Raw genomic sequence first — 19,810 nt, 5'->3', positions numbered from 1 at the left:
TAAACAAGGGATAATATTTTAAGTATATTTGAATACTAATTAACAGATGAAAAAAAGTAGTTTTTAATGAAAAATGGAGATGGTCATTTTGCTCCAGAATTAGGTGGTCATTTTGAATTGGAATCAGGTGATCACTTTAAATTGGAATTGGGTGGTCAATATAGCTGGAATTTGCACTTTAGACTAGATAATGACAATCCAAAAATAATTTTATTTTTATAAAAATTAGCAATGTTTTTAAAAGTGAAAACACCTCTTTAAAGAATAACACATATTCCTCCTTAGCTATTGATACATAAAAGATCTTATCTTTTAAAAACATCTTTGATTTTTAGCCCTGATGGAAGTGGCATCCTTTTTAGCCTCGTTCTCAAAACGAGATTAAAAAGATATAATGGACAGCAGGAAACAGCTCCTAATAAATACATTTGTTTCTTATTAAACAGTGTTCCTCCAAATGCATAAAAACCCCTTCTCCTACTTCCTTTATTTTCGTTTTTCCTACTGGGTCAAGCGCAAAGTTATGCCGTTGCGATAAGCGCTGAGGTAAGGTAGTACTCGCACAACCGGTACTCGGAACAAATGAACACCAGAGGAAAACTAAAGTATTATATTGTACATAAAACTCTTTAGTCCTTTCGTTTATTTGACCTTAATTCCTTTTAAATAGCTATTTGAACGCTTCATTACTAAAATTTCTATGTTTTCTATTTTCAAAATTACTTTTTCATACAAAACAAAGTCAGCCCATGTATCCACTTCAAGACTTCCTTTTTCTTCTAAATTAGAATAAGCTACCCAAATCGTCACCCCTTTTTAAGGTTTCCTATCGAGTCAATACCTTTTTCATCTGAAAACCAACTCTAGGATATTCCTTACTGTCTTTCCATGCAACTGCCAGATAAAAACTTAACATTGCGTTTAATTCCGCAAAAGAAAAATCAGTACCACGATCGATAGCACCCGATTTTTGAAGTAACCTATTATAAGTATATACATTCTTCAATTGCTCATTTTTTTTTGTTACTTTAAAAATAGCGAATAGTTGAGATATAATTACTACAAAAAAAAACCAAATGCTTTCATAAATTTAACTATGTTTGTCGCGTAAAAATTCTTACAATATAAAAAATACATCTAGATAAAATTACTAGTTGATTTTTTAGCATTTTTTGGATGAATTTCAAAACTTACCTAATGGGTATAAAACGATCATAAACTAATATTCAGATATGGAAAAAAAATACTTTTTAAAATTTATAATAGCTATTTCACTTCTTGTTACGGTCAACAGTTATTCCTATATCACTAACCCTAAAGACTCAATAAAAGTTAATCAAAAAAAAGAAACTGATTTTATAATTAATGATGTTCGAACGAAAAATTTGAAGACCGTTGAAATTAAAGTAAATACTTCTCTGAATTTTGACAACGAAATTTCGGCCACAAACCTTAAAGCAAAATACCGTCTTGCCGCAGAAACTGATAAAAATGCAAAAGAGGCTCTAAGTGTTTTTAAGAAAATTGACAGTATACAAAATTTTATATCGAATTTAAGTCCAAAAAGCTTATCCTCACTGCCTTTAGGAATAAAAAAAACTATTGGAAATATTGAATATACTCTAGGAATAAGCAATGCAAAGTTTACTCCAGATCATACAGAACTGACTGCATTTGTACGAATCAAAATACCGCAAGTCGATTCTGAAGGTGCATACAAAGAACTTTTTTTTGGTGCCAATAATATAAAACTTTCTCATAAAGGAGGATTGTATGGTGACACTAACTTAGTATTACTGGGTGATTTTCCGATGAAACTTTTTGGGGACAAAGCATTATTAGTTCTGAAAGGGGGGATGACCATGGAAACTGGGGATATAAAAAATAAAACCTATGTCACTATCGATTGCAATGGATTTAAAGAGCTTGGAATTACTGCTGATATTGAGTTTTCTAGAGAGACATTGGAGCCTTTAGACTCAAACAACAAAGTTATTGTGGGCCCTTCAAGAGTAACAGGGAACTTTACGACGGTCGTTTCTAATTGGAATGATATTTTAGCGGAATTTTCACTACCCAAATTCCAGGTAACCTCTTGTAAAGGTACGGCATTCGAATTGCAAACCGCCGTAATCGATTTAAGTGATCTTAGAAATAGTCCAAACGTAGTTTGGCCTCAAAATTATCAAAATGATTATTTAGTTCCTGGAAATGAAAATTTATGGAAGGGAGTATATATAAAAACCGTTTCTGTTACTTTACCTGAACAGTTCAAGCGAAAAGGAAGTCCCAATAGAATAGTTATTCAAGGGACTGATCTTTTGTTTGACAGTATGGGGTTTTCTGGAAAAATTGCGGCCGCTAACGTTTTTCCTATTACAGAAGGGGATGCGTCTGGATGGCAGTTTTCTTTGGATCGTATAGAAATGGCGTTTAAAGCAAATGCATTGATTTACGGTAGATTTTCTGGAGCTATTGTACTTCCAATTTCTAAGGAGGTTACTGAAGATCTACCTCTAGTGAATGTGCAAGCGGAAAAGACTCCATTTGATTATTCCAAATCAGCTGTTGCAACTAGCACAACTAATACAACTACAACACCAGCAGAGGATGAAAAAGCGAAAAAACCTGCAAAACCTGCAAACGCGGCATTAGATTATACGGCGATTATTGACCCTATAAAAGACGAATACACATTAAACATAGTATTAAGAGACAATATTTCTTTTGATCTATTTAAAGGAAAAGCCAGACTAGAAAAGAACTCATACATAGAATTAAAAGTAAACGAAGGTAAATTTCGCCCTAAGGCAATGCTAACCGGTAGTTTAGATATAAATGGAAGTAACTCACTAGAAGAAACAAAAGAGGATAAAGGGACAGTCGCTTTTAAAGGTATAACGTTTCAGAATTTGCAATTACAGACTGTAGTACCTTATATCAAAGCAGATTATTTAGGCTATACAGGCCCTGTTAAGGTTTCTAATTTCCCTGTAACTATCTCAGATATTGCTTTTAGAGCTACGGATACAGAAGCATCATTAGAATTTAGAATGGCTATAAATTTGATGGAAAATCAATTTAATGGTGAAACAAAATTAAAAATTAATGGAGGTTTCAGTGCTACATCAGGAATTCAAAAATGGAAGTTCCGTTCCTTACAATTTGAAGAAATTAAACTTGCTGCCGATTTAGGTGGGGTAAAATTTAAGGGAAGTATCACCATAATGGATAATGATTCTGTATATGGCAATGGTTTTAAAGGAAGTTTAGGGGCTGACTTTACGGGAGGAATTTCTGTTGAGGCGAATGCTATTTTTGGTTCAACCTCGTTTAGATATTGGTATGTGGATGCCATGGTAGATAACTTAAACATCCCTGCGGGTGCCATAACCTTCAAAGGATTTGGTGGAGGCGCTTTTTATAGGATGAAAAAAGACGGGTTTAGCAGTCGGTTTGCAGCATCGGGTTCAAATTATGTCCCTGATGATGCTTCGGGTCTTGGTGTTAAAGCCATTATTAAATTTGCTGGTACTGCCTCTAGTGATACTTTTTGGGGTGGTGCTGGTTTTGAAATTGCTTTTAATAAAAATGGGGGAATTAATAGAACTAGTATCTATGGCGAAGGGCATGTAATGCAGCCATTTGAAGTCCCTGGAGCAGAAAAATTAAAAGGCGCTTTAAAAACTCTAAGTGAAAATGAATCGCTACTCTCACAGGTTGCTTTGGAAGCTTTAAAAACATCCAATTTATCAAAAGCAGCAGAACAGCTTTATCCAAATAATGTAAAGTCAGAAATGGGTATTAATGCCTTTGCTGCTATTGAATATGACTTTAGATCTAAAACATTGCATGGATCATTTGATCTCTATATTGACACACCCGGAGGATTTATAAAAGGAAGGGCTTCCGGTAATAGAGCGGGTTGGGCCGTTCTACATTTTGCCCCTAATACCTGGTACATTCGAATGGGAACTCCTACGGATCGTTTAGGTCTTAAAATGGCAATTGGACCTGTCGAGGTTGAAGCCGGAGGTTATTTTATGATTGGAGATGATATTCCGGCAAGCCCACCACCACCTGCTATTATTGCATCCATACTTAAAATCGACAATGCCACTTTGGATTACATGCGTAATGAAAATTCTAATGCAATAGGAAGCGGAAAAGGTTTCGCCTTTGGTTCTGATTTCTCAATCAAGACAGGAGATTTAAGCTTTTTAATATTCTATGCCAATTTTCAAGCTGGGTTTGGTTTTGATATAATGATGAAAGATTATGGAGAAGCAGCATGTAAAGGTTCTGGTCCAATCGGGATTAATGGTTGGTATGCCAATGGTCAATCCTATGCATACTTACAAGGAGAACTAGGTATTAATATTAAATTGTTTTTCGTTAGAAAGAAAATACCTATAATAAAAGCGGGTGCTGCGGTTCTTTTGCAGGCAAAATTGCCAAACCCTGTCTGGATCAGAGGGTACTTGGGAGGCCAATATAGCTTATTGGGAGGAATGGTAAAAGGAAGCTTTAGATTTAAAGTTGAATTAGGGAAACAGTGTGAGTTTGTCTCCAGCAGTCCTTTAGCGGGACTTAATGCCATTGGAGATTTAAAACCGGAAGAAGGTGCATCAGTTGTTGATGTATTTACCATTCCGCAAGTAAGTTTTAACATGCCTATTGAAAAGAATTTTGAAATCGAAGATGATAAAGGAAAAAAAACATATCGCTTAAAACTAGAGGAATTTAGTGTTAAAAAAGAAGGTACACTAGTTATAGGAACCATAACTTGGAACGACACAAAAGATCTGTTAAGTTTTAATTCTGTTGAAGTTTTACCACAGAATTCAGAGCTAGAGCTATCCGTAAAAGTTAGTTTTCAAGAAAATATAAATGGTAATTGGAAAACGATTCTGGATAATGGCCAAATTGCGACAGAAGCAAAAAGTTTAAAGTTTAAAACGGGAAGTGCTCCACAATACATTCCTCTTTCTAATGTGGCTTATTGCTATCCTATTTTTGAACAAAAATATCTGTATCAAAATGAATCCAAACAAGCATTCGTAATACTTAAACAAGGGCAACCTTATTTATTTGAATTAAAGCCTGGGGAGTCCCAAAAAGTAATTTATAAAAACAAGGAGACCAGTCAAACTGGTAATTTAGTTTATGATTCAGCTAATAGAAAAGTAAATTTTGATATTCCAACACTAACTACTAAATCTTCTTATAGTGTGTCATTACAAACAATTCTCCCTAGAACTAATGGAGGCAATACTCTTTCAGAGAGCACTAAAAAAGAAGATTTTGGAGATAACACAACATTAGAAGTAAAAAATAAAGACATCAATAACACCACTATAAGTGCCACTGATATTGAACTATTACAATATAATTTCCAGACGAGTCAGTTTAACACTTTTCAAGAAAAAATGAATGCAAAAAAATCAACACAAACCTTGGTCGATCCTATCTACACAGATGTTCATGCCTTGCAGTCTGCAAATGACGCATCAGAGCCCTTTGATCAAGTGGAGTTAATAGGAAATGCCCAAACTTTAAATACTCCGTTGATTGATGTTGAAGCTATTTTAGATGATGCTTACTTTCTAAATGAAATTTACCCTTTAGTGTACAAAGGATATCCATTAAACCCGAATTTAACTTTAGACAGAGCGACAAATTATATTGGGGTTGCACCAACAAAAGCAATTCACGTCATGAGTTGGTATGAAACCTATTTGGCAAATGAACCGAATAGCTTTTTATTAAAAGAGCGACTGCCTTACCGATATAATCTGGTTTCTTACTATAAAGATGATTTTAATGTACTGAGATACAAAGTGGCCAACTATTTTTCGAATAGTCTAGATCCAAAATACAACGCTCTTTTAACAGAACAGTTTCCATATTTAAAGAAAGGTAATTATAAGATGAAGCTGACCTATACAATCCCTGGTGGACAAACTGGTACTACTTCTATTTTTACTTACAATAAAACAAATTAATTATGAAGTTTAGATTTTTAATATTATTGATGTTTGTGGGATACTATAATCTATTTTCTCAAATAAAGACAACGAACGAAACTCTTGTGCAGGAAAATGCACCAGAAATCAAAGTGATAGCAAGAGCGCAAAAAGATAAAATATTATTACGCTGGGCTCCCACAACCTCAGAAGCCTGGCGAAAACTCAATAAGTATGGCTATCAATTAGAACGTTATACCGTAACCAGAGATAATAAAGCGCTAGCAGCGCCTGAAAAAGTTATTTTAAGCAAACTAACAAAGGCTGAACCACTTGAATCTTGGGAAACCCTAATTCAAGAAAATGACAATGCAGCAATTTTGGCACAAGCACTCTATGGCGAAAGTTTTGCCGTAACAGGACAGGATAAAATACAAGGAATCATCAACCTTTCCGAAGAAAACGAACAGCGATTTACCTATGCTCTGTTTGCGGCGGATAATGATTTTGAGTCCGCCAAAAAAGCGGGCTTGGGGTATGAAGACAAAGCGATTCATAGCAATGAAAAATACCTCTATCGGGTGGTCTCTAATGTGCCTATTTTGGAATTAGAAATCAAATACAGCGGTGTTTTTCTAGGATTAAAAGACTACGAAGAATTACCTAAACCATTAGATTTTTCAGCTCATTTTGGAGATAAGAACACCATTCTAAGTTGGAATTTCAAATCATTGGCGGGTGTTTATGGCAGTTATTATGTAGAAAGAGCCTTGGATAAGCAGCCTTTTGAAAGAATAACTGAAAAGCCTTACACCAGCATGAATCAGGAAAACACAAACAGCAACACTATCTTTTATGTAGATTCGATAGCAAATAGCAAACCTTATAACTATAGAGTACAAGGTATCAGCCCTTTTGGAGAGCTAGGACCTTATTCAAAAGAAATTAGTGGTAAAGGAAAAACAGTGCTTCAATTTGTTCCCCATCTGACCATTAAGGAATTTCTAGATGACAACACCGCAAAATTAACTTGGGATTTCCCTTCAGAAGGAGATAATGAAATTTCCGGATTTGAGCTCAATCGTTCTGATGACGATGTCAATTACACCACGGTTATAAAAAATATTGCCCCTAAGAATAGAACCGTTGTGGTAAAAAAATTAGCTCCCACTAATTATTTCACCATTACCGCAATAGGGAAACAAGGTTCTAACAGAACTTCTTTCGCTATGCTAGTACAGCCAGTTGATTCGATTCCGCCAGCAAAACCCTTAGGACTAAAAGGAGTCATAGACAGCACTGGAGTTGTTAAATTAACTTGGCTCGCTAACAAAGAGAATGATTTGATGGGGTATAGAATCTATAGAGCCAATAATGAAAAAGAAGAATTTAGCCAACTTACTGTCAGCCCTCAGGAAACAAATAGCTTTATGGATTCTGTAGTTGTAAAAAATCTAAATAGCAAGGTGTATTACAAACTTATTGCGGTGGATTACAGATATAACATGTCTGAATTTTCGGAGGTTTTAGTCATCGAAAAGCCGGATGTTATTCCGCCCTCTTCCCCCGTATTCAAAAATTATGAGGTAAAAGACGGTCAAGTATATCTAGAATGGGCCAATAGTTCGAGCGAGGATGCCAAAAAGCTTTTGTTGTATCGAAAAGAAAATGATCAAAACGAATGGTCCTTGATTTTGGATGATGAGAAGAAAACCGAAAATTTTCTTGACAAGAATGTAACCGAAGGCAATCAGTACAGCTATGCCGTTGTTGCCAAGGATAAGAGCGGATTAGAATCATTGCCTTCCCCATTAGTCCATGTGCTCCTTCCAAAATCATCAGTGATGCCTGCGGTAAAGGGATTCTTTGCACAGGTAAATGCAGCTGATAAAAGAATTGAATTGTCTTGGTCCTACGATCAAAAGGAATTGGACGGTTTTGAGATTTTTAAGGCGGAAGAAGAAAAACCTTTGCAACTCATGCTGATGGTGGCACCATCTGTAAAAAGAATTTCTGATGTAACGATTGCTATCAACACCAGCTACAACTATGCCATTAGGGCTTTATTTAAAGATGGTAGAATTGGGAAAATGAGTTTTTTCACGGTTAAATTTTAAGGGAATGAGAAAAATTTACATACTTATTTTATTGGGCTTTTGCGTAAATGCGATTGCACAGGCTACTAAACCAAAATATAGTTTTGTACATACTTTTAATTCAGGGCTTGAAGGATCATGGTGTAATGATCCGATGGGAAATTGGGGTTGGAGTTTTTTAGTGAACTCCACAGTGAACACAATGATAACCGATAACTTTACACCGGTTCACTGTATTTCAAGTTTAGATGAATATAAAGAATTTCAATTCGAAGCATTTCTTGATAAAAACTCTTTCATAAATTATAATGCTTATGGTACTAGTTATGGCAGGATAAATGGAGCACTTTCAATTATTCCATGTGATGACACAAACCCATCATCCATTTCTATAACCGCTTCTGAACTAATAATCAAAGGTTCTACTCCTTTTGTTGAAGTCTGTAGTTCTTATTTGGGTATCCATGATTTCAAACCTATTAACCTTTCTATCTCTTCTGCACCTACAGAAGTTTGCTCAGGAACAAATTTTACTTTAACAGCATCTCCAGCGGGTTTTCCAGATGTAGCCTATCATTGGCAATATTCTACCGATAATGAAATAACTTGGGTCAATTTTCCAGCTACCATGCAAAAAAGTGAAGGAAGTTCAGTAAGAACAACCAATGACACTCCAAATATTAATTTTTCTATGGATGAAATTCTTGGGACAAACCACAGTGATTTTTTTAATAAACAAATCTATTTCAGGTTAGGTTATGATGGAAGACCTTTTACGACTTCAAAAGCAATTACCTATTCTCCTTGTGCACCTGTAGTTATCGGTATTTCATACGAAGGTCCAAAATGTTATGGAGATTATATAAATAAAATAGAAGTCACTTTTGATAGAGAATTGTATATCGATAAAGGCGAAGTATTAAAATCTTTTTCCTTACGCGATAGAGCAAATCCAATGATTTCGATTTTTCAATTTCTTACAGATGAAACTTTTAGTGGAAAAACGTTTTCATTTCAAAAAGCTGATCTTGATAAAATAACGTTAGAGAACGGACATAAATATTTTATACAACAACAAGCTTATATTGGCACTGCTGGCAAAGGAATTCTTGATAGTGATAGCCAGTATGATTTAGAATATGTAGCCCCAGCTGCGTTAAAATTCATTGCCACCAAAAAACAGGATGTAAGCTGTAATGGCGGTAGTGATGGCACGATCGAAATAAAAGTATGGGGAGGCACGCCAAAAACCGAAGGCTTAAAGTACAATTATTATGTTGATGGAAATCTATTAACACAAAATACAATAGAGACAACAACATCAGGAGAAACAACTGCAATACTGCCAGGGATTAGTGTTTTAAAAGATGTCAATGGACTAATAATCCCACATCAAATAAAAGTAACCGATGCTGAAAACTGTTTTGAAAAATAATAGAATGAGAAAAATTTACTTATTTATTTTATTGGGGTTTTGTATAAATGGGTTTGGGCAGTCCCTTACTTATACTGTTAAAATACATTATGAAGGTTCTCGATCTGGATGCCATGGAGGAGGCTTACATTGGAGTTTTTCTGGGGACTCCAATATAATTGGATCTGGGTCATTGACTATAAATAATGAGGTCGGCGATAAAACTTATCCAACCGTGTCAAAATATAGCCAATTCAAACTAAATCTAAACATCACGTGTGTGCCATTAGGAGCAGCAACTGTTGACTGTAATGATGATTTTGATTATAAATTATTTGCTCCCGATCTATTAAAATCTATAAAAGAGATGCAAATATCGGGTTGTATTGGCGATGTTTCCGTTACTGAATTTAAACCCAATGGTCTTTCTATATCTTCTGCATCTACAGAAGTTTGCTCAGGAACAGATTTTACTTTGACAGCCTCTCCAGCGGGTTTTCCAGATGTCGCCTATCACTGGCAATATTCCACCGATAAAGGAATAACTTGGATCAATTTTCCAGCTACCATGCAAAAAAGTGAAGGAAGTTCAGTAAGAACAACAAATGACACTCCAAATATTAATTTTTCTATGGATGAAATTCTTGGGACAAACCACAGTGATTTTTTTAATAAACAAATCTATTTCAGGTTAGGTTATGATGAAAGACCTTTTACAACAGCAACAGCAATTACTTATTCTGCTTGTGCACCAGTAGTTACCGGTATTTCATACGAAGGTCCAAAATGTTCTGGAGATACCATAAATAAAATAGAAGTCACTTTTGATAGAGAATTGTATATCGATAAAGGCGAAGTATTAAAATCTTTTTCCTTACGCGATCGCATAAATCCAATGATTTCGATTTTTCAATTTCTTACAGATGTAACTTTTAGTGGAAAAATGTTTTCATTTCAAAAAACTGATCTTGATAAAATAATATTAGAGAACGGACATAAATATTTTATACAACAACAAGCTTATATTGGCACTGCTGGCAAAGGAATTCTTGATAGTGATAGCCAGTATGATTTAGAATATGTAGCTCCAGCCGCGTTAAAATTCATTGCCACCAAAAAACAGGATGTAAGCTGTAATGGCGGTAGTGATGGCACGATCGAAATAAAAGTATGGGGAGGAACGCCAAAAACCGAAGGCTTAAAGTACAATTATTATGTTGATGGAAATCTATTAACACAAAATATAACAGAGACAACAACATCAGGAGAAACAACTGCAATACTGCCAGGGATTAGTGTTTTAAAAGATGTCAATGGACTAATAATCCCACATCAAATAAAAGTAACCGATGCTGAAAACTGTTTTGAGAAATAAAATTATGAGAAAAATTTACTTATTTATTTTGTTTTTTTCTGTGTTTCAATATGAAATACAGTCACAAACTATGCATGGAATATTAATTGAGTCGACTCTCTCAGACATTTATGGTAGATATGGGTCTAATAGGGGAAATCAAAGGGTTACCATTGGAACTTCTAGCATACTTAAAAACTATAATACTACAACTGCGGTTAGAATAGAATATGATTTTTTTTATGTGAATGACAATCCAATTTTATTAATTTGCCAAAGTTCAATGGACTTCAACCAAGAAAGGCCTAATTGTAACTCTGATGTAACAATTCCTTTCAATAAAGACCATTTTACTAACTATGAATTTGACGGATGTATAGGAAACTCAAAAATAATGGGAATCCATCTTGAAATGCTAAATCCCTCTAATCGTACCGTAGATGAACTGATAACATTAGAAAATGGTTGGAATTGGCAATATAGTTATGATACGATTTGGGTAGACTTTGACAATTCATTCCAAGATAAAAGACAGATTTCATTTAAAATAAATGAATTACAAAATTATATAGGTAAAAAATTTATTCATTTTAGGACAGGTTATAAAACTCAATATACAAATATAGTAACGTATGATATCGATATCAGCTCTCCAAAATTGGCAACAGCACCTGTTGTTACTAATCCTAATTGCAGTTATGATAAAGGTAATGTAACTTTTACCTTTGAGAGTCCTTTAGATATGAAAGAAGGGGATGAATTAGATTTATATTGTTCCTCTATAGATGAAGCTACTTTAAAAAATACCGTCGTTAAGTACAATCAAATAGTTAACAATAGCTATGTTTTAGACAACTTAGATGAAAATAATTATAAATTTTCATATCAAGTACGTCAAAAAGAAGGTGCAATAACCTCTCTAGAGCCAAAAGTAGGAGAAAAAAATACTTTTACAATAACGCCACCAGATCCCTTAAAATTCACCGCCACCAAAAAACAAGATGTCTTATGTAATGGCGGGGATACCGGTGAAATTGAAATTGAAATCTTGAGTGGCATTGGGCCTTATCGTTTTTTTGTAGATAATGCAGAGAAAACTGCCACATTAGAAGGTGGGAAATATATAATCAGAGAACTATCTACGAATCAGGCTAGTTCGAAAGTGTACAATGTAAAAGTAACAGCTAACGGCTGTGTAGAAAAAAATCCTTAGAGGATTAAAGTCCGAATTTTATGAAACAAATATATTCAGTAGATCATCTATCCTATTACTTGAAACAAAATAAGACATTGGCAATGAAAAAAAATGCAAGCGTGAACAAATTAATATCAATATTACTGTTCTTTTTTACTGTGGTGGGATTTGGGCAGGCCACCCCTGCAAACCCTAGTCCAGTAATCAAGTTGACTGAAGTTATACCAGTAGATGCCAATGGAGCGAGACCGGTTACGATTAATCAGCCTTTAGCTATTACCAGCACCCCACAAATTGTTGATGCCGAAGATTATAATTCTGCTACAGGTTCTAATATTATAACTATTTCTGGAGGGACTGGACCTTATAAATTGACATATAAAAAAACTTCCGATTCTGAATATAGTGCTGATATTGATTCGGATAGTTCAAGCAAAGTCTATTTATCAAATCTCACTAATGGAAAATATGAATTTACTATTAAGGATAAAAACGGATGTTCCTTACCAACAACAGGCTCTTTTACAATTGGGGTATTTAAAGTGACAATAGTATTGGAGCCAATAAAATGTTTTGGAGATTTAACAACTTTAAAAGCACAAATTACAAATGACCCAGTAGTAAACTATACCTCTACGTATTTATGGTCAGACAAGAGTACATCTAGTTCCACTACTGGCGGAATTATAAATAATGGTGGATCTTATAGTGTTACAGTAACTCAAAATGGCATAAATAGAACCGATAATTTAAATTTGACTAATTTAAATCAGCCTACGAAACTAACCTGCACAACATCTTCAACTCCTATAAAATGTAATAATACTAAAACTGGAACCATAACATTAACACCCTCAGGAGGAACTAAACCCTATAGCTATCAATTTTATGACAGTGCACGTAATAAAATTGGTGACAAATCAGGAAACATTGCAATTGCCGATAATTCTGTTTCCGTGGAAGGCTTTCCAGCTGGTTCCTATAATGTGATAATTACTGATGAAAATGATTGTATTTGGGATAATACGACACAATATCCCATCGCCATTAAAATCAACGTTGATGACATTGATCCGTTATCAGTTTCTCTTAGGTCACAAGACCCTCCAAGTTCAAAAAATGCCAGTGATGGGTCCATTCAAATTTCGGCATTTGGCGGAAGTGAAAATTATAATTATACTTGGACTAAATTAAATGATCCCAGTTTTGTAAGTACTAACAGTGCCTCTGTAAACAACCTGACAGAAGGTCTTTATGAAGTGATAGTAAGTGATCAAAATGGTGGAAATTGCTCTGTTAGTATTTCAATAAAGTTACAAACTTTATCTGTTGCTGTTTCTATAGAAAACAATAAGTGTAATGGAAATTCTCAAGGTAAATTAGTTGCAGTTGCAAGTGGAGGAAAATTAATAAATGGTAATCAGTATTCTTATAAATGGTACAAAGATGCAATTGTCTTGGATTCTGAATTAAATAGTGATCTATCAAATGGAGTTATTTCCGGACACAAAGAAGGAGACTACATTGTAGTGGTCTCTGATGGAATCACAAGTATTTCTTCGGTTATAAAGCAACTTATAGATCCACTTGCTTTAAACGCATCCGTAACCACTACAAATGTTAGTTGTCATGGCACTGCTACTGGAGAAATAAAAATCGTTTCAACAGGGGGTACAATAGATACTTCAGGTTATCAATATACTTGGAGTAAAGTGGGGATTTTATCTAATAACGGAGCTACTAATTCTAATCTAACCGCTGGAGTATATACTGTAACGGTTACTGATAGTAACGGATGTTCTCTCCCATTAGCAGATATAAAAATTAGCAATGAAAATGATCTTATAACTATTGAAGCTTCGACAATAAAAGAAGTTTCTATTTATGGAAAAAATGACGGGGCTATCAAGCTCGCAGCAACAACAGGAGGTAGTGGCGCTTACACCTACAGCTGGACTTACGATAAAGACCCCGCTTTTAAATCAACAGCCAAAGATATTTCTAATCTATTTTATGGTCGTTATACGGTAACCGTTACAGACAGCTACGGTTGTCCCGTCTCAAAATATTTTGATATAACGCAACGAGATGAGCTAAAAGTAGACTTAAAGGAAACGGCATCTATTTATTGCTTTGGTACTCATACAGGAGCTTTAAAAGCAGAGGTTACTGGAGGTTTTGGATTGTATAAATTTCAATGGTTCAAGAACAATGAAGTGGTTCCATTTTCAGATAAAATGACTGTCGAGGAACAATACGCTGGGAATTATAAAGTCGTTGTAACGGATACTGCTAATCCAGATGGCCCTTATGCAACAGCAACGGCTATTTATACTTTAACAGAAATTCCAAAGCTAATCGTAAGCCTTACCGAGCAAACCAATGTATTGTGCCATGGTGAATGGACTGGAGCAATAGATATAAACGTAATTGGCGGGACAAAAAACTATGATTTCAAGTGGCAAAAAGAGGGTGTGCCCTTTGCAACTACTGAAGACTTAAGCCTTCTGGAAGCAGGGACCTATGTGGTTACTGTTACAGATAGTCATGGGTGTTTCGATAATTTATCGGTTACCCTTATAGAACCTGAAAAAAGTTTGGCTATAAAAAATGAAACAGTAACGCATCTTAGTGGTTATCAAACTAAAAATGGTAGCATCTCTGTAACCATAGAAGGTGGTACTCCTAATTATACTTACTTATGGGAAAATACCGCTACTAATGCTGGAATAGGAAATACACCTGAAGTAAAAATTGAGACCATTGGAACTTATAAATTGACCGTTACTGACGATCACGATTGTATCTTTATTAAAGAATATAAAATTACAGAACCAGAGGAGTTAATTATATCTAATTTAGTAGAAAGTAATACAAACAAATGTTTTAACGATAATACTGCCACGATCACTTCAACGGTTATTGGTGGTGTAATTCATTACACCTACTACTGGACAAAGAGTGGTGATGCTACATTTTCAAGTTCAGAAGCCAGTCCTTCTACTCTTTATGCAGGTACCTACAACCTTATAGTAGTAGATGCAAATGGAAATACCACAAACAAAACACTAGAGATAAAACAGCCTGACGAATTGATCGTTGTGCCCACAGTTACTGATGCTAAATGTTATGGAGGAAACTCAGGCGGTATAAGCTTAACTATTTCTGGAGGTACAGGTAAGTATACCATCGTATGGACTAATGGAAAAAACAAGGACAATCTAGTAAATAATTTATTGGTAGCAGGTACTTATGGCTATACGGTAACAGATGAGAATTTTTGCGTAAAAAGCGATAACAATATACTAGTAAGAGAACCTGCTGATTATTTTATCAGTAACATCAATAAAACCTCGCTTTTGTCCGTTGGAATAGACCAAGCGAGTATCGAAGTTAGCGTTCAAGGAGGTACCGCTCCCTATAAATTCGAATGGCTAGACGCCACTAGAAATTCGGTAAAGGTGGATAATAATGCCGATAACAAAGCGACCCTTATTCTGGATAATATTCAAGTAGGAAAATATTACGTTTTAATTACCGATAATAATGGCTGTGTTATAGATAGAGACCTAGATAAAGAAGACCCTTTGTCAGCGGTACTAACACAAATTAACACAAACCTATGCCATGGAGACCTTACAGCGTCCATAAAAGCAACTGCATACGGTGGAGCGCATAATTATTATTACAAATGGTATACTACAGCTAATCCTACCGTCGAAATTCCAGTACTAGACCGAGAAAACAATACACTTTCTGGTGTGGGAATAGGATCATACTATGTTGTGGCATACGACTCTTTTGGAAAATCAATTCAAAGCGAAGCCATAACCATTGGTGAACCAGATCAATTAACGCTCGATTTAAAAGCAGATTACACACTTTGTGGCGAACAAAAGGACTGGGAAATTACCTCGACCGTCACTGGTGGAACACTGCAACCTTCTTCCTCCTATGCCTACTACTGGAATGGAATTAAAGGAAACAAAGATTTAAAGCAGGCTTCCCCCGGGAAATATGCCTTGAAAGTAATTGATGACAACAATTGTTCCATAGAAGGTTCTATAGAACTCCTCAAACCCAAAAGAATGGCATTGGAATTAAAAAAAATAGACCCTACTTGTTTTGAGGGTTCCGATGCTTCGATAACTACAATTATTACAAACGGCACGGCTCCATATACTTACGAATGGAGTACTGGAGAAAAAACGGTAGCGATAGCAAACCTTACAGCAGGCGAATATAAATTGACGCTAAAAGATTCTAGAGGTTGTACGGCGGTACAAACTATTGTTATCGAAAATCCTGTAAAAGGAACCATTGATCTTGGACCAGATGTAACCTTATGTATCGACCAGACTTATACAATTAATGCGACCATCAGTGATACAAAAGCCTCCTACAAGTGGAGCTCTGACAAAGGCTTTAGTAGTACTAACCCTATTGTAACTATAACTCAAGCGGCTAACTACCAATTAGAGATTACCACCGGACTGGGATGTCTAATTCAGGATGACATTAGCATTCATTTTGAAAATGCAGCCATTGATGCCGTATTTGCCATTTCGTCCCAGGTCTTTGTTAACGAAAGTTTTGTTATCGTCGACATCAGTAATCCTAAAGCAGACAGTATTCAATGGATCTTACCTGCCAGTGCAAAAGTGACTTCCAAAAACACCGATCTTGCAGAAATGAGTTTTGATACCGCTGGTGAATATGAAATTACTTTGCTCACCAAAAAAGGAAACTGTACCGCCTCGCAAACTAAAAAAGTATTGGTGGTGACCGGAGAATATAAAGATCCCGACAGTATGGATCTACAGAAAAAGTTTGATATGACAATCTATCCTAATCCATCCACCGGTAAATTTACAGTAGCTGTAACTCTTGACAAAGTGATGCCTGCCAGTATTAAGATTTATAATTTATTAAACAACACGATTGTAGATTCCAAATCAGAGGTTGGGAAAGACAATTATTCCTTCAATTTTAATTTAAACGGTCTCACCGCCGGTGTGTATTTTGTTCTCTTTGAATCGCAACAAGGAACTAAATTAAGAAAGATAATTATTAACTAACAATGTCTATTTCAAGTAGTAGTGTACCCAGCAATAGAACTATGGATTTATACCTTTTTACGCTCCCACTTTTAGTGGGGAGTAAAAAGTATAAAAGATTAAATAATATGATTTTAAAAAAAATACTGCTTTTAGTTGTACTGCTTTTAGCCACAACTGCGGCCTTTTCACAAAGTTTCAATGTAGAACAAGTAGGTAAGTCAAAGTTGATAAACGTATCCGGTGGTTTCTCTGCTAATTCCGTTTTTTATTCCGGCAACACCGCCAGGGAGCCTTTTACCTATTTTCTAAACGGAAACATCAACTTGAACATCGCAAACTTGTATAATTTGCCTTTCTCCTTTTCGTATTCCAACTTAAAGTTTGGATATAACAAACCTGTTTTAATAAATAGGCTCAGCATACATCCGTCCTATAAATGGATTACGGCTCATATAGGGGATGTCAGCATGAGTTTTTCTCCCTACACTTTAAGCGGACATCAATTTTCTGGTGTGGGCATTGACTTAACCCCTCAGGGTAATTTTAAAGTGAGCGCCATGTATGGACGCTTGCTAAAAAGTAGTGAATACGACAGTACCATTCCTAGTTTGATCCCTAACTATAAACGCTACGGCTATGGTTTTAAAACTGCCTATGCGCTTAACAAAATTAACTTAGGGCTGACTTTTTTTAAAGCCAAGGACGTAAATACTTCCCTAACAAACCCCATTCCTTTTGAGCTGGGAATAACTCCCAAAGAAAATTCAGCCATCAGTTTTGAAACTTCTTTTAACCTATACAATAAACTGCAAGTTGTTGCTGAATTTGCAAACAGCTCCATCACCGAAGATACGAGAGAAGCAGGCTCTGAGCGATCTAAAGGTATGGCTTCTTTGTTTTTAAACTCGAATAACAGCACAAAAAACTACAAAGCCATAAAAACCCAATTAATCTATCCTGCGGGGAATGGAACCCTAGGATTAGGGTATGAAAGAATCGACCCCAATTATAGAACCTTGGGTGGTTATTTTTTTAATAATGATTTAGAGAACATTACTTTAAATGCTACCCAAAATTTATACAATAATAAGATTACGTTAGCCTTAAACGCCGGTTTACAAAAAGATGACTTAGAAGATCAGAAAAAAAGCCAATCAAAAAGGCTAGTTTCCTCGGTCAATCTAGGCCTAAAACCCAATGAAAAATTAAACATAGATCTTAGCTATTCTAATTTTCAATCTTTTACCAATAGTAAAAATCAATTTGATTACATCAATCAAACATCTCAATTTGATAATCTGGATACCTTAAACTATAGACAAGTGACCCAAAATGCCACTTTTAACCTGAACTATCTGTTGCGAAATGAGAAAACACAAAAACGATCCATGGGAATTAACCTCTCTGTCCAGGATGCGGTAAACCAGCAACAAGGCCAAACTTTACAAGGTGGAGCCAGTACTTTTTACAATTCGGCACTTTCTTACCTTATTGGTTACCCAGATCGATCCTTAAACATCGTAGGCGCACTGAATTCGACCTTCAGCCATTTAGACGCCAGCAATAATTTAATCTTGGGACCTACATTAGGGGTAAATAAAAATTTTATGGATAAAAAAGTAAGCACTTCTTTTTCCAGCAGTTACAACACCAGTTTTAGCGACGGTAAAAAACAAACAGATGTGTTTAATTTTAGACTCAGCGGAAATTACCTGTTGCAGGAAAAACACAACTTTAATATGGCAATCCTTTCGCTTTTCAGCAAAAGAACCACAGGCAGTTCCTCTGATTTAACGGCAACACTAACCTACTCCTACTCCTTTGATAAGATCAAAATAAAACGATTGCCCAAAGAAACGCTTTCTAGGGAAAGGGATACTTTGGCCGCTATAATAAAGATTAACTATAATAAAATAACGTTAGAAGGGACAAGAGAAAGTATTCTTCAACAATTGAAAACCCTACAACAAAACATTAAACCAATACCGCCAGAAAGCAGCAACAAACTGGATGAACTGTTAAGCATCGCACAAAAAACAAGTAATGACAAGCAGTTTAAAGAAAAAGTTTATGACTATCTCGAAGCATTAGAAGCAAACACTAACGATGCCCAACACTTCAATCAATCGGTCACAAATGTGATTCAGAAATTGCGAAAGGAATTGCAAACAAAAGATAAAAGTATAGAACACCCTTATAAATTGGCTCTAGCCAAAGTCAATTCCCATCCAGCACATGATATCGATAAAGACAGCATCCAAGATAAAGTGGGGTATCGTTCGTATTTAAAATTATTGGAACACAGTAAAATAAGCGGAGAAAAATTACTTCGCCATCGATGGATGCTTGCTGAATTTACTGCCCTTTCTAAAATGGATGAAACTGAATTAGAGTTAAACGAATATTTAAATAGTTTTAAAATGCAAGAAAGCGATGAAGCCTTTAAGATGATTTCCAACAAAGAAAAAGAAATTGTATTAGAAGACTATTTAGAACAGCACCTCATCCCGTTCTATCATGCACTGGCCATTAAAAATACAATAGGTAAAGAAGCCAGCATCCGATAAATCATAGAAGACAAAAAATAATTATTTGTTATAAAAATAAAAACACATTACAATGCCAAAAAGACTCCTGCTCCTACTACCTCTGTTTTTGTTATCCCTACTGGGTCAAGCCCAAAGTTATCCCGTTACGATAAGTACTCAGCTAACGCAGCCCTCCC

At 35.3% G+C, this 19,810-nt stretch carries 10 protein-coding genes; 8 read left to right on the top strand and 2 right to left on the bottom strand.

The annotated features are described in order from the left end of the window. Positions 1-66 precede the first annotated feature (66 nt). Positions 67-222, top strand: coding sequence for a hypothetical protein (locus BMW63_RS18235; RefSeq protein ID WP_175460311.1), 156 nt, complete (start codon positions 67-69; stop codon positions 220-222). 420 nt (positions 223-642) lie between these two features. Here the strand turns inward: BMW63_RS18235 and BMW63_RS18230 are convergent, their stop codons facing one another. Further along, positions 643-810, bottom strand: coding sequence for a hypothetical protein (locus BMW63_RS18230; RefSeq protein WP_175460310.1), 168 nt, complete (start codon positions 808-810; stop codon positions 643-645). 16 nt (positions 811-826) lie between these two features. Beyond that, positions 827-1,006 carry a hypothetical protein gene (locus tag BMW63_RS17340; RefSeq protein ID WP_074724723.1) on the bottom strand — a complete coding sequence of 60 codons (180 nt, stop codon included), beginning with the start codon at positions 1,004-1,006 and terminating at the stop codon, positions 827-829. 226 nt (positions 1,007-1,232) lie between these two features. Between BMW63_RS17340 and BMW63_RS17335 the strand changes: the two genes are divergently transcribed. The 7 genes from BMW63_RS17335 (at position 1,233) to BMW63_RS17305 (ending at position 19,652) form a co-directional block, all read left to right on the top strand. Continuing rightward, positions 1,233-6,005 (top strand): hypothetical protein, encoded by a 4,773-nt coding sequence (locus BMW63_RS17335; RefSeq protein ID WP_074724722.1) that lies wholly within the window; start codon positions 1,233-1,235, stop codon positions 6,003-6,005. 2 nt (positions 6,006-6,007) lie between these two features. After that, complete coding sequence (locus BMW63_RS17330; RefSeq protein WP_074724721.1) at positions 6,008-8,083, top strand: fibronectin type III domain-containing protein; 2,076 nt, start codon at positions 6,008-6,010, stop codon at positions 8,081-8,083. Positions 8,084-8,087: 4 nt separating this feature from the next. Further along, on the top strand, positions 8,088-9,497 hold the full coding sequence (locus BMW63_RS17325) for a SprB repeat-containing protein (protein ID WP_074724720.1): 1,410 nt from the start codon (positions 8,088-8,090) through the stop codon (positions 9,495-9,497). A gap of 4 nt (positions 9,498-9,501) precedes the next feature. Further along, on the top strand, positions 9,502-10,851 hold the full coding sequence (locus BMW63_RS17320) for a SprB repeat-containing protein (protein ID WP_175460309.1): 1,350 nt from the start codon (positions 9,502-9,504) through the stop codon (positions 10,849-10,851). Positions 10,852-10,921: 70 nt separating this feature from the next. Continuing rightward, on the top strand, positions 10,922-12,043 hold the full coding sequence (locus BMW63_RS17315; RefSeq protein ID WP_139174282.1) for a SprB repeat-containing protein: 1,122 nt from the start codon (positions 10,922-10,924) through the stop codon (positions 12,041-12,043). Positions 12,044-12,063: 20 nt separating this feature from the next. Then, complete coding sequence (locus tag BMW63_RS17310) at positions 12,064-17,103, top strand: T9SS type A sorting domain-containing protein (protein ID WP_083380550.1); 5,040 nt, start codon at positions 12,064-12,066, stop codon at positions 17,101-17,103. Between the two features lie 107 nt (positions 17,104-17,210). Beyond that, entirely contained in the window at positions 17,211-19,652 is a 2,442-nt protein-coding gene (locus tag BMW63_RS17305; RefSeq protein ID WP_074724724.1) for a TonB-dependent receptor, read from the top strand. The last annotated feature ends 158 nt before the right edge of the window (positions 19,653-19,810 follow it).

The organism is Flavobacterium frigoris (assembly GCF_900111075.1).
Lineage (GTDB): Bacteria > Bacteroidota > Bacteroidia > Flavobacteriales > Flavobacteriaceae > Flavobacterium > Flavobacterium frigoris.
Note: the sequence above shows the minus strand (reverse complement) of the source record. Positions and strands in the feature narration are given on the sequence as shown.

Bases quoted from the DNA above. Each gene is read 5' to 3' on its own strand.
- BMW63_RS18235 (WP_175460311.1), top strand. From the start codon at position 67: ATGAAAAATGGAGATGGTCATTTTGCTCCAGAATTAGGTGGTCATTTT.
- BMW63_RS17335 (WP_074724722.1), top strand. From the start codon at position 1,233: ATGGAAAAAAAATACTTTTTAAAATTTATAATAGCTATTTCACTTCTT.
- BMW63_RS17330 (WP_074724721.1), top strand. From the start codon at position 6,008: ATGAAGTTTAGATTTTTAATATTATTGATGTTTGTGGGATACTATAAT.
- BMW63_RS17325 (WP_074724720.1), top strand. From the start codon at position 8,088: ATGAGAAAAATTTACATACTTATTTTATTGGGCTTTTGCGTAAATGCG.
- BMW63_RS17320 (WP_175460309.1), top strand. From the start codon at position 9,502: ATGAGAAAAATTTACTTATTTATTTTATTGGGGTTTTGTATAAATGGG.
- BMW63_RS17315 (WP_139174282.1), top strand. From the start codon at position 10,922: ATGCATGGAATATTAATTGAGTCGACTCTCTCAGACATTTATGGTAGA.
- BMW63_RS17310 (WP_083380550.1), top strand. From the start codon at position 12,064: ATGAAACAAATATATTCAGTAGATCATCTATCCTATTACTTGAAACAA.
- BMW63_RS17305 (WP_074724724.1), top strand. From the start codon at position 17,211: ATGATTTTAAAAAAAATACTGCTTTTAGTTGTACTGCTTTTAGCCACA.